The following is a 13663-nucleotide window of genomic DNA, read 5'->3' as shown; positions in this document are numbered from 1 at the left end:
TCTAAAATCCAAGGCTCGACAACTTTTTCGTCGGCACTTACTTCTCGATAATACTGTTTATCGACGAAACCCCGACCGTTATATTCTATTTTGTGCTCATGAGGCACCGCCCGACCGTCCGTAGCGTAACCTAAGCTGCCATGACTCCGTGGAAAATTAGGGGTCAGACCACTACTCTTCTATTAGTAAACCCTAGGACGGCGAGCCATCTAAAACCCTTAAGTGGATAAGCGTTTTCAGCTTCGCCTCCTATCAACAGACTAACTAAATAGAATAACTAATTACAAAAATAAATCATATTTTTAAAGAGCAACTCTGCTGAACACTAAAAATGCAAAAACGTGGTCTGACCCTATTCCCTCGATTTCCACCCGTTCATACATTTCCCACCAGTTCAAACTTCCTCCTAACATGAACATAATCAACCAACTTACTATCAAAATCATAATGCACTGTTACCGCATTCCCTCTCACTAAAAACTCGCACCCCGGACTCGTGGGAGCCCTACCGGGAATTCGAACGGAGGGCACATTACGCAAGGGCGCACCATATTTAGCAATTGACTCTTCAATTGTTTCAATATCCGCACAAGCAGTTTTAGTTTCAGCATCAGCTGGGAAATACTCATCAGAGGCTTGATAATAAACGCGGTATGCAACGATGACACCGTCACTACCCGCCTGAAAATAGACCCCATACTCCGGCAGCTTTAGAAACTCTTCACCCTCAACCTTTACGTACTCGACTATCGATATATCCCTTCTAAACTCCGCAAGAACATCAATTAACGACGCATTTAAGTATTCATTTGGATCCATATTAAGCCCCATTCTTTCGAATAAACTTTTGTTTAATTCGTGAATTTGATTTCGCGTATTGTCGATTTTACTAGCCGACCAGCCTTCGTCCTCCCACACAGGCATCCACGTTTCTACATCAGCTTCCGCAGCCTTATAATGGTCGGAGCCATCTAGGAAAAAATAGGGGTCAGAACACTATTACTCTATTCTTTCAACTCACACTTCTTCGGGCGTCCTGACACACCCGGTGAAACTCTTTTACCTAAAATCTGCGCGATTTCGGACGCAAACTTCTGATCGCCCAAAACGTAATTACCGTTTTTAGAAGATTGAATTTGTTCTATCAATCCAGGTGAAAGCCGATCCTCGAACATAGACCGATAAGCTTGGGCTCGTTGCGCGGTGCTGCTACCTAACTCGCTATAAACCGCATGCGGGCTTATAATCCTGATAGCTCGCCCTGTGCGTTTGCTCTATAGCTGCTCCAGCGATAGTCGCCCGGATGAGCAACCATACCCGCTCTGATCGGGTTCATTTCAATATATCGATAGCAAGCTAAAACATAGTTGTCTTGTTGAACCAAACAAGAGCGGAAACGGCCTTCCCACAATGTTCTTGTTCGTTGATATGTTCGATTGGCGTACTGAACATCTCGCTGCCCACCCCCTTCATAAGTAGGCCAGCCCCTGCGCAGCAGGTGGGAGTCAACAATAGATGAACGTGATTTGTCATCAAGCACAATGCGTGAACTTTACAGCCATACAGTTGAGCAAGCACAGCTAATGTTTCAATGTAAAAAATGTAGTCTCTACCTGAATAAAAACACGCAGACCGATTATTTCCCCGCTGTATAATGTGAAACGGGATACCCGGCATAAAAACCTAGGACGGCGGGCCATATAAAACCCCTAGCTGGATAAAAACTTACAGCTTAGCCGCCCATCAATAGGCCAACGAGATAGAATAACTACAAAAAATAAATCATATTTTTAAAGAGCAACTCCGCTGAACTCTAAAAAATGCGAAACCGTGATACTCCCCCTATTCCCCTAGAAAACGCAAAAACGTTGTCTGCACCCTATTCCCCGCTATTTTTACTTCCGTTCGTTACGCAGACTGCTGATAATCCGATTCCAGTAGCGCACTGCCTCAAAGTGCTGCTGCCTCGTCAACCAAGTCTTATTCTCAGGGCTGCTCGGATCACCACCAACGATAGCGGGTTTAATCTCGAATAGCTCCATGCCTTTAGGGCGTGAGTACTTATTAAGGTCACGCATTTCGGTCTGCCAATCGAGCAAATAGATCGGGGAGGTCACTCGCGACCGAGATGGCGTACTGCCGATCCATACCTATAAAAGGGACTCGAACTACCGGCATTGCTGTATCCTCCATATCGAACCCATACCCCTCCCCTCCTCCGTTAGAAGCGAACAAAAAGATGCCTGGCGCATATATCTCGACCTCATATTCACGATTGAAATCAATTAACTCTTCTGCTTTCCAAAAAATAATGTAGCTATCGCCAATGAACCCTTCCCCACCGTCGTGCTGCTTAAGGAATTCAATGTAACTCTCAGGGAGTGCAACTCCCAAGCGTGTTGACAGACCATCAACAGTCGAAATTTCAGCCGGACCATTGAGCTGCCCCTCTGTTAGATGATATTCCATAGCTATTTTCCTAAGTCTTTCTGCAATTGGTTCCACCAAGGAGTTACCTGCTGCCGATGAACATCGCGAGGCAGGATAACTTTATTGGTAGAGTCGGTTGGACTTCCACCAAATTTCACTGGGTTGATTTCATGCACGTCCACAGGCTGACCTACAAGTCCTTGTTCTGGGCGGAGAGTGCTATTGGCTTTGTTGGCGGCATTTCTGGCGGCATTGTACTCGGCCCCCTCCAGTAATCTGAACGGCCCTTGCGGTACAGGGACGCCCGTTGGATAGCCTGCCCAATCTGAAATCGAGAAACTTCCTTCCGGGGGATCGATAGAAACCCGAGGCGTAGCACCTTCGGCAGCACTGTTAACAGTAGTTTTTGCACCGACTTACAGCTTGATAAAGGTAAAGACCTCTTTGAATAAATTTTCAATATGTGGTGACGCTTCAAGGTGAATGAGCGCTTCGGTCGTGGATACAGGCATGTCATAAGGCTTAAAACCTCTACGGAGGGCGATACCATACAGTGCGTATTCGTCGCCCTCCGCATGCTCCCAATGGGGCACGTAACCAGTTATCTTATACACCTTGAAAATCTCATCTTGAAAATCCATCAAATCATATAAAAAAGCTGGGACGTTACTTAGTGACAAAGCTTGAGCGCACCACGTACTGAGCTCATCTTTGCTGATAGCACCACAAAATAAACACGTAATGACAAAAGCCATCAGTTCATCATTGAAACCATCAAGCTCAATAGCACTCACATTCCACCCCCATAGCTTCGCCACTAATATGTCCTGTTTTTTTATGAATCAATTCTTTGGGGAGTCTGGCATTTCGGGAGGAGATCAGCAGTGGTGCGGTTGTGTTGCATGATTTTGCGCTGCTGCTGGCTATTCCCCTGAGAGATGGGTGTGATCTGCTGGATGTGGCTGGATGGAAGTTAAACTCGAAAGTTTCGTAAATAATTAAGGGCGGTTATCTGGTAACCGCCTCGCTTAGACATTTAAACAAAAAATAAAATTATTTTTTAAAGAGCTGTGATTGAACGAGCGCAAGAAATACAGAAAAAGTTAAAAGAGAACACTAATATCGCTCTCAAAATTAGAACATTACTGCACGACATCCTTTATATCCAACACCCGTTTACTTTCCATCTTCACTTCCTTCTCTCAATCAAAACGTTACATATATCCCTTTTTTTACTGAATTAGCTTGATTGAGAAAACCTTCGTACCTCTCCAGATCTTCAATTAAACTATCTTTCATCTCACCCTTCACTTTCTCAATTTTTTTTAGACTTTCACCCACTTCACGGGTAGTTTGAAAGTACGACCCCATTTTACCAGGATCAAAAAACTCGCCATCTACACCTACTGGCGCACCCAAAAAAGGAGAAATATTTAGCTTACCTCGATTGGAGATTTTTTCTTGAAAATCTGCCCATTTCGCGCCTAATCCATGATCATCCTTCGGGGAATAATATTTCGTCAGCGCAAAGTCCCCATATTGATGAACATCCCTGTCTTCGATCATATCCTCCCAGTCGTTATCCAGCGCATCTCCCTCATAGGGATCGACCAAAAGCTCTTTGTTAGAAAGAATAAAACAACGTAGCGGCTCAATATCTCCAGAGCGCAGGGAAGCTTCCAATAACGGCTTAAGCTCGCTATCAAAGCTATCAAAGTCAAAAATGAATGCTTTATGCTCGAAACTCATAATTTAGACTCCTAATTCTTTTTTGGCAAAAAATCATACGGTGAGTACAAGTCGGTTTTCACAGGCAAGCCAGTTTTAGGGTCATATCGTTGTATGCCTATCGTCTCAGGCAAAACGCCCTCTCTTTGCCTAAACGCCTCAATAAATCTAATAATCTCTTGCCTGTCCTTCGCAATAGGACGGCCCAGAGGTTTGTCATCCACTATAAGTCTACGATCGAAGTTAGCTGCATCAGGGATCGCCTTTTGGAAGTTTGCCCCAGGCTGCGCTTCGCCCGTTTTCAAATCAACCCGCTTTGGGACCAAAATTGGATTGCCAAATTGATCTGCTATTGGCTGCTCCACCGTGCTGAATAGCCCGGACTCTCTGCGGAGGTCCGCTTGTGTTTTATGAACCCTTTTACCCAGAGAAGTCGAAGCTGTTTCACCGGTGATCGCTACCTCGCTAACTCCGTTGGCGGCTAGCCCTCCTGGACCAAAAAAGCCCTCCGGCAACGCACACGGCCCAGTATTGTGCACCCACGTCTTCAACTCCCCAACATAGAACGTGTGCCCCACATCCACCGTCAGGTTGAAGGTCTCGCCCACAGGCAAGTAAAGCTCCAGCGACTCCACCTCAGACGAAGTATTGTTCGTCTCGCCATCAGCCAGGGACTGCAGCAGATCGCCCGGTTTCAGATGGATGACAGGAATGAAGTCGCGCTTGGCCGGAACATAGAACGGGTGACCCGGCGTGACTAGCAGGGTTTCGCCCTCAGCTATGCCGTCTGCCCGAACGCTTTTCAGTTTGAGGCGGTAAATCGGCTGGTCGGAACGCTGATGGGTCGCCAGGATCTTAGCGGCGAAGGGTTTGCCGCCTTTTTCCGGTTTGCTCCAGACCACGTCGCCGACTTTGAGCGATTCGATGGCGCGGTCGCCGTTAGGGGTTGAGACTTTAGTGCCGGCAGCGAAGCAGCAGGGCTCTTTGTATTTCGTGAGCACGACTTCATTGCTTCGGGCAGCAAGTAAGTCATCCGCTCTGACGTAGCTGCCTACATCACCAGTGAGGGCAGTCGGTTGATAGGCGCCGACGGATGTGGTCGGTGTACGGGTGCCCGTGCGCTCAAACTGTAACGTGGTGTCAAAGCTGTTGGGGCTCAGGCCGTAGGTTGGGATGTCATCCGCCAATCGGGCCGTCATCCCCGCAGCGGCTTCGCTTCTCGCCACCAGGGCACTGTCAGCCCTGACAAGAGCCGAGGCTTCGCCAGCCTTGGAAATCTGCCCAAACCTGCCAGCAGTAGACCCAGGAGCGGCCATGGTCGCAGCGTCAGTGACTAACTCTGAAACTTGCGCGGCTGACTCATAGCTGTTGCCTTGCAGGTCTGAAACGAATGCCCGACCCGTTTGCCGGGTGGTCATTTGACCAACCGGGTTCAGAGACGGGTCGGCAACAGGCCCCAGAAAGTCGTTGGCAACGCCCAGTGCATTTCCACCCAAAAGCTCACTACCGAGCTTAGCAGTGGATGTAACTAGGCCCCACGCACTACGACCTACGCCTGCCACTCCGCCTTTAAAGCTCTCCAGGTAGTCCGTCGGCTTATCGCTGTAGTTCAAATTGGACTGATAGAAATCCACTGTTCCTTGGCTGTTGTGCCCTTCAGGGTCGCCCAAGTAGTCGATATTTCTAGTGCCGTCTTTGTAGGCAGACGGGCGCGTGTCCTTGAAATCAAGAATCAAGGCCGCCGTCTCATTACCACTGTATCCGCGCTGGCTTCCGTCCGCGGACGCATCGGTTCGCGCGTAGTTATCCGCAATGGGTGCCAGAGCCACACCTAAGTGCTGCAAGGTTGCTGTATCGATATTGCTTACATCATCTGCCGAGATTGATTTTCTCCAGCCATCATCGGTGTAATAGGCCAGCGCAACCCCCATGCGCCGCGAGGCCTCTTCCTGACTGATCTTTAAATCCGCCGCCATTTTTGGCGCTTGCTCTTTAATCAGTTCGGCGGCTCGCGGGTGCAGTTGCTCGTTGTAACGTTCAACATTGCCCGCCACCCAAGCGGCGTCGTTCGGATTTCCGTTCACTAGAGAACCAGCCGCAATACCGATGATTTGCGCGGTTGCGACTTTGAATTGATTATCCGTTGCGAAACGATCATCCAGGTATTTACCCAAGTTCTCGGTCGCAATTGCTGTCAGCCCTTCAGCCGCGCCGGCGGCAATGGCGCCGGTCTTGAAGTCACCGCCTCGAGCAGCTGAAAGTGCGCCACCCAGGATGGCATGCATCAGGACCTTCTCCGCCGAGCCGGGGCTCAGATCAAGGTCGCTCGCCAGATTGCCAAGCCCCTTGTTGCCGGCCGCAGCGGCAAGGTCGAAACCTTGCGACACCAAGGCGGAGCTCAGATTGTCTTTCAAGCTGCCGCCGTTGATGGCTGTAGAAATGCCACTTTCGATGACGGCATGGGTGCCACCTCGCAGGACTGCATCCTGAGCTTTTGGCCAGCTGAGCCAATCACTGGAATAACCCGGGCTCTGCACCGGCCCCGCCGTAGTGACTTTCGCGCCCGCGCCGTCGGCCGGGCTCGCACCCTTGAACCAATTACTATCGGCGTAGTTCAACGCCCCGGTTGCCAGACCAGCGATAGCGGCGTTTTTCAGGCTGCTGCTGCTGAAAGTGTCCTTGAGCGCAATGCCGATGTTGCCTTTGTTGTTGATCGTGCTCACAGCACCGGTACTGGCCAGCGAGGTCAGCGCGGCGGTGGCCATCATGTTACCTAGCCCCGCACTTGTGGCTGCAACCGCCGCCGACGTACTGGTCGCCGCAACCGCAGCTGTACCGGCGGCCATGGTTGAACCAGCCGATGCACCTGCGCCCACCAGTGCACTCGCGCCACCCGCCGTCACAATGGTGACGATAATGATGACCGCCAACATGGCGCCCTGGCCCATGCCGGAGTTGCTGTACTTGAAGGAGTCGTGCAGCTCTTTGACTTGCCGCCAATCCACGTCGCCGCGCTTCTCGGCGTCCTTGATCCAGGCCAATTGTGGGTCGGCCTTGACCATGGTGTCGATGGTCTGGCTGACGGTTTGCTGGTCGACTTGTTTGACGTCGATCTTCAGGCCGTTAACGGCTTCGATGACGGTCTGCCCCTTGGCAACCAGCTCACTCTGACGCAAGGTTTCATCGGTCTTGCCTTTGCCCTTCATCGAGAACCAAGCCATGTTGCTCTTGCTCTTGGTATGGCTCTCGTCGTGATAGTCCTTTACGCCTTCAAACGTCACGGCGCCGCCGCTTTTCAGGATGAGGTCGTTGCCGCTGTTGAGCTTGGCGACCTGGTACAGCTGGTCGCCGTTGCTAACCAAAGTCAGGTTGCCTGCGGTTTTGATCTCAGTGCCGACGTTGGTGGTCTGGGTAACTTCATCACGCTTGGCTTTTTTCGCGCCCCAGCCGCCGTTTTCCTTCATGTCATACAGGGTATGCGTGCTGTTCTGCGCCGCCAGCAAACTCAACTTATCCCCGCTATACAGATAAGCCTCATTCCCCGCACTGATCCTGCTCGCCACGATCGTGGTATCACGCCCGGCCTGGCTGACAAAATCCCCACCCGCCGTCAGTACGCTGGCCACTTGGGTGGTCTGGTCGTCCGAGGTTTTGATGCGTTTCTTGCCGTGTTTTTCCTTGCCTTCGACGTTGTGCATGTCGCTGACCGAGGCGACGTTGAGGTCGCGGCCGGCGGCGATGGTGAGGTCTTTGCCAGCGGTGGCGGTGCTGCCGATGATGTTGACGTCTTGTCCGGCTTGCATATTGATGCTGCCGCCCGCCGTGACGCTGGCGGCGAGGTTTTTGACGTCGGTGGTGATGCTGGATTTGTGCCCGCCGTCGCTGAACTCGTGTTTCACGCGGGTATCGCTGGCGGCGATGAGGTTGAGGTCGCGGCCGGCGGTTAAGTTAGCGTCGTTGCCAGCGGTGAGGGCGCCGCGGTTGGTGAGGTCGCGGCCGGCGTCGATGGCGAGGTTTTCGCGGGCGACGATGGTGCCGGCGCTGGTGTCGGTGAGGGTGCGCATGCCGGCGCCGTCACGTACCTGGATGGCGGTGTTGTCGTTGGTGACATCGCCCTTGAGCGCGGTGAGGCTGACTTGCTTGCCGCGGATTTCGCCGGCCATGGCGTTGCGGATGCTGTCCTGGGCCAGCAGGTTCAGGTTGTTGCCGGCTTCGACCAGGCCGCCGGTGTAGATACTGCCGCTGCTGATGGCGGAGAGGTTGTTGCTGGCGCGCAGGGTGCCGACGTTGATCAGGTCGCCGCCGGTGACCAGGTTGAGGTCGCGGCCCTGGATCAGGCTGTTGCCGCGCACGTTGCGCGACTCGGCCTGGGCCAGGTACAGCACGGGCACGAGGACGGTCTGGCCATCGATGACGCGGTTTTCCATCCACACGATATCGTGGGTCAGGGCGCCGACTTGCTGGCCGGTGAGGGACACGCCGAGGCTAAGGCGCAGGGCGTCTTTGCTGGCCAGTGCGTTGTCCATCAGGTAGCGGAACTGGTCGGCATCGCTGTACAGGCCGCCGGCGAGGAAGCGTTGGCCGGTTTGCGCGAGCACGGCGTCGCGGATCAGGCGGGTTTCGTACTGGCCATCACCGAGGCGGCGCCAGGCGTTATCGGAATTGAAGCCGAGTTTGCCGAGCATGTAGTCGGAGCTGAAGAAGCCCGACACCGAGGTGAACTCGGGGTTGGTCTCGATCAGGTAATGGCTGGTAGGGTCGGCGTTCTTGACGAACAGGCCGTACTCGCCCTTGGGCAGTTGGAAGGTGGGCGAGGTGGTGGGGTCGACCGGGGCGAAGGCGGTGCCGGTGTAGTCCACGGGCACGAAGCCGCCGCCGGGGGCCACGCCCACTACAGGCAATAGGCTGCCGGGCGCCTGGGCACTCGGGTCGTTGGCGTGTTTGCTCAGGTTGATGTTGATGCCGCCGACGGGGATGCCGGTCTGGTCGTCGCCGAGGGTGCCGGTCAACTGGGCCAGGGTGTTGTTGTGCAGCGTGCCGTTTTGCAGGGTGCGAGCAACGTTGAGGTTGACCGTGCCGCCGGCTTGTAGCGTCGCCGCGTAGCCAGGGCCGCCGTTGTCGGTCCAGGTAGTGACATTACTGACCTCGGCAAAACGGTCATCGGAAGACCGCGCTTTGAGTGCTTCAAACCGTGCCAGATCGAAGTTGCCGGCTGCGACAGCGGCATTGAACGCTGGGACGTCGTGAAACTCCATCTGGTCCCAATAATCGGTGTCGATCTTTTTAGGTGTACCCACGACGATGCTGTTTTGGCCGGTGCGGGTGCCCGCGCCCTGATTGAGCAGGTCATTGGCGCTGATGCTCAGGTTGCCATTGGCGGCCAGCAGGCTGTAGCGGTTCTGAACGTTGTCGCCCTGGATGACCACGTCTTTGCCAGCGACCAGGCGAGCAGGTGCCGAGTCCTTGACCGCCGACTCGAGGTAGGTCTGGTAAATGTTGATCTGCCCGCGCTTGAACCAGTCGTGGCCGGCGCAATGCTGGCCACAAACCCACTCTATACGGCCACTGGTCAGAGTTTGGCCCAGTTCGAACTCTGCTTTGGCGTTTTCTACGAACGCGGCATTGATGCCGATATTGCCTTCGCTTTCCACAGTGCCGGAAAGGTTGCTGAAACCTGCCGCACGCCCGCCATCTACCGCCGCAAAGCTCAGGTTGCCCTTGCTGTAGACGTCACCGTAAAGGTTGCTGAAGCCATTGGCGCGCAACGTCATGTCGCCGCCGCTGAACAACAGCGAATCGGCCGCATTGGTGATGCCGTTGACGGCGGTCAGGTTCACCGCGCCCTGGGCACCGAGGGTGCCACGGTTGTCGATTTGCGCAGCGGCGATATCCAGTTGCTGGCGGGCGGTGAGGAAACCGAGGTTGTCCAGGGTGCCGCTCAGGTTGAGCTGAGTGCGTACGCCAGCCAGGCGGCCGCCGTTCTGGCTGAGGTTGTTGGCCTTGACGGTGAGGGTTTGCAGGGCCGATACGCGGCCGCTGTTGCTCATATCGCCAGTGGTGATGCTGATGTCACCGTCGCTGAGCAGTTCGCCGCCGTTGTCCAGGCTGGCCACATTGAGGACCAAACCCTTGGCGCTGGCCATGCGGTCGCCGGCCTTGAGAGTCAGCGCTTGGTCGCTCTTGTAGGTGAGCACGTCGTTGAGTTGCACGCGGCCCAGGCCGTCGACTTTGCCGAATGCCCAGTCGGCGCTGCCCATGCCCTGGATATTGCCCTGGCTGCCGGACAGGCTGGCGGTGTTGAGGTGGAACAGGCCGGTGCCGGCGTGCTGCAGCATGCCGTTCTGGTTGTTGAGGCTGGCGGCGTCGAGGCTGAAGGCCTGACTGCCGAATTCCAGGGTGCCGTTCTGGTTGTTCACCGCCCCGCTGAGATTGAGGCTGCTGCTGGCGCCGCCCAGGCCGCGCAGTTGGCCGTTGGCGCTGTTATCCAGGTTGCCGCCGGTGAGGGTCAGGCCCTGGTTGGCTTCGATCAGGCCGCCCTGGTTGGTGAGGGTGTCGCGGGAGGTGAGGTTGAGCTGGTTGCCGCTGATCTGGCCGCCTGCGCTGTTGTCGAGGGTGGCGCCGCTGACGGTCACTTGTTCTTTGCCGAACAGTTTGCCGCCACGGTTGGCCAGGGCTTGCACGGTCAGTTGCAGATTGCCCACCAGGCTTGCCATCAGGCCGCCGCTGCCGTTATCGACGCTGTCGGCGGTGACGCTCAGGCTATCGCCTTGCACGGTGCCGTCCTGGTTATCCAGGCTGGCGGTGGTCAATTCGGTGAGGGCGCCGCCGCTGAGGATCAGGCCCTTGCGGTTGCTCAGGTCGTGGCCGCTGTAGCTCAAACCCCCGGCGCCGGCCAGCAGCTGGCCGTTGTCGTTGTTCAGGTGCTGGGCGGCGATGTCCAGACGCTTGCCGCGCAGGGTGCCGCCGTCGTTGTTGAGGGTGGTGAGCTGCTTGACCAATACGCTGCGCTCGCCCGCATCGATCTGGCCGCCGACGTTGGTGAGCAGGTCGCTGACCTTGAGCACCACGTCACCGCCATCGCTGACCAGCGCGCCTTTGTTGCTGTTGTTGAAGGTCTGCGCGGTCACGTCGACGGTCTGGCCCAGCAGGATGCCGGCGCTGTTGTCGAAACGCTCGCCCTGCAATTGCAGCAGGCCTTCGCTCTGGATGCGGCCCTGGGCGTTAAGCAACTGGCCCGGACCTTTGAGCAGCAGGCTAACGCCCTGGGCACCACCGGCCAGCAGGCCGGCGCTGCGGTTGTCGAGGCCGGAAGCGCGCACGTCGAGCTGGTCGCCCAGTACGCGCCCGGCACGGTTGTCGATGTCACCACCGGCAACGTCGAGCAGCAGTTGCTTGCCGACGATCACGCCGTTCTGGTTATTCAGGTTCGCGGCGCGCAGTGCGATATCGCCCTGCCCGGCCTGCAGGCGGCCCTGGGCGTTGTTGAGCTGTTGCGCGGCGGTGAGGGTCAGCTTGCCGGTGTCGGCGCTCAGCACGCCGTTGGCATTACTGCTGAGGGTGCCGGCAGTGACGTTGAGGTCGGTGCTGGCCTGGGCGAAACCCTGGTTGTTGTTGAAGGTGTTGGCGACGGTGAGGTTGAGCGCGCCGCCGTCGGCCTGGATCAGGCCCTTGAGGCTGTTGTCGAGGTTACTGGCATTGACGGTGGCGGCTTTGCCCACCAGCACGCCGTTCTGGTTGTTCAGGTTGCCGGCGTTGACGCTGAGGCCGTTGGCGATGATTTGCCCGCTGCTGTTGTTGAGGCTGGCGCTGGTCACGACCAGGCTGCCACCGGCCATTTCGATACGGCCCTGGCGGTTGTCCAGGGAGGCGCTGTTGAGCGTGGCGGCCTGGCCTTCGCCGAAGCGAATCAGCCCGCCGAGGTTGACGATGGCCGGTGAGCTGATCACCAGGCTCTGCTCGCCGAACAGGCGCGCGCTGACACCCTGGTTAGTCAGCTTGGCGCTGCTGAGGTCGACGGTCTTGGCCTGGATGATCGCGCCCTGGTTGGTCAGCGCCTGCGCGGCGGTGATCGCCAGGGCGCGGCTGGCCAGCAGGTTGCCGGAGGTGGTGACGGTTTGCGCGTTGACCACTAGATCGCCGGTGGTGTTGCGGGTGTTATCGGCGGCGACGCCGGCCTCGATGATGCCGGGGTTGTTCACGTTGGCCGCGTTGAGTTCGATGCGCTGGCCGGCAGCGATGCTTTTCTGGTTGACCAGGTTCTGAGCGCTGGTGACCTGCACGTTGCCGTTGGCGTAGACCTTGTCGGTCAGGTCGACATTCTGCGCCGTGACCTTGACGTTGCCGGTGGCAGCCGCCTGCGCCATGCTCAACCGCCCATTGGCATCGAGCTGAATATCCCCACCACTGGCCGCCAGCGTACCGTCGAGCTTCACGCCCACGCCAGCCTCGGTGCCCACCAGCTTGATCGCGCCGGCATACATGCCGCCCAGGGCCGACGAGTCAATCGCCAGCTCCGGCTTGGCACTGCCGTCATCCGCGCGTGGGGTGGCGTTCAGGCTTTGCGCATCGACGTCGTTGCGCCCGGCGATCACGTTGAGTTCGCGCGCGTTGATCTGCGCGTTGATCTTGGCCGAGCGGGTGATGATGTCGAAGCGGTCGACGTTGCTGGCGTTCAGGCCTTCGCCGTCGATGGTTACGGCGCCGCCGTCGACCTGGTAGCTTTTCAACTGGCCGGTCGGGTCGATGATGGGTTTGCCGGTGGTCAGGGTCACGTTAGGGGTGTTGATAAAGCCGCAGCCGCTGCAGGTGATCCCGTAGGGGTTGGCGACGATGACCTTGGCCGACTGCCCCGCCACTTCGGTATAACCGCGCAACTGGCTGGCGCTGCCGCCGTTGACTTCGTTGAGGATGACGCTGGCCGCGCCGCCCTTGAGGTTGGGGTTGCCGACGATGTAGCCGCCCAGCTGAGTATTCACCAGGGTGCCGGTGGCGTTGTTGAGGATCACGCCGTTGGGGCCGACGTTGTACTGCTGGAACTGGTTATGGGACAAGCCTGCGCCATTGGGCGTGGCGATGTTCACCACCGGTACGCCATTGCCCGCCGCACCCACCGTGGTGCCTGTGGTGCCTGGCGCGCTGACCACGATGCCGTCGGCCTGGGCCAACAGCGGCTGCCAGAACAGCGCGTTGGCGAGGATCAACGCCAGCCCGCGCTTGGGCAGGCCGAAGAACGAATTGCGCGGCTTCAGGGCGGCAGAAGGTTGGCGGGCCAGGAAGGCGAATTGGCGAACATCCATTTTCGTAGTCTCGTTGCAGCGGGCATTAAGGACATGCGGTAGTAACCGGCGCTGTAGCTCGCTCATTACTGTCGACACGCGATCGTCAGGCTGGCGGGAAATAGAACGTCAGCTCTTATATCCATATCGAGAAAGAGCCACTACTTAGCCATCAGATCGCCGAATAGGTTAGTACAAGGAAAGGGGCAAAAGTTCGCGAGGGTTGTGTG

Annotated in this window: 6 protein-coding genes; all 6 read right to left on the bottom strand. The window is 56.4% G+C overall.

From position 1 onward, the window contains the following. Positions 1–375: 375 nt before the first annotated feature. Positions 376–924, bottom strand: coding sequence for a hypothetical protein (locus C4J86_RS00915; protein ID WP_124369147.1), 549 nt, complete (start codon positions 922–924; stop codon positions 376–378). Between the two features lie 432 nt (positions 925–1356). Then, entirely contained in the window at positions 1357–1677 is a 321-nt protein-coding gene (locus C4J86_RS26940) for a transposase (protein ID WP_256681374.1), read from the bottom strand. Between the two features lie 393 nt (positions 1678–2070). Continuing rightward, positions 2071–2469, bottom strand: a complete 399-nt coding sequence (locus C4J86_RS00900) for an SMI1/KNR4 family protein (RefSeq protein WP_124369145.1) — start codon at positions 2467–2469, stop codon at positions 2071–2073. Positions 2470–2846: 377 nt separating this feature from the next. After that, entirely contained in the window at positions 2847–3248 is a 402-nt protein-coding gene (locus C4J86_RS00890; RefSeq protein ID WP_256681373.1) for a hypothetical protein, read from the bottom strand. Between the two features lie 388 nt (positions 3249–3636). Next, positions 3637–4179 (bottom strand): hypothetical protein, encoded by a 543-nt coding sequence (locus C4J86_RS00885; protein WP_124369144.1) that lies wholly within the window; start codon positions 4177–4179, stop codon positions 3637–3639. 11 nt (positions 4180–4190) lie between these two features. Next, on the bottom strand, positions 4191–13454 hold the full coding sequence (locus C4J86_RS00875) for a DUF637 domain-containing protein (RefSeq protein WP_256681716.1): 9264 nt from the start codon (positions 13452–13454) through the stop codon (positions 4191–4193). Between the last annotated feature and the right edge of the window lie 209 nt (positions 13455–13663).

The sequence above is a fragment of the Pseudomonas sp. R2-7-07 genome, from assembly GCF_003852355.1.
In the GTDB taxonomy this organism is placed as follows: domain Bacteria; phylum Pseudomonadota; class Gammaproteobacteria; order Pseudomonadales; family Pseudomonadaceae; genus Aquipseudomonas.
This window is presented reverse-complemented; position numbering and strand designations above follow the sequence as displayed.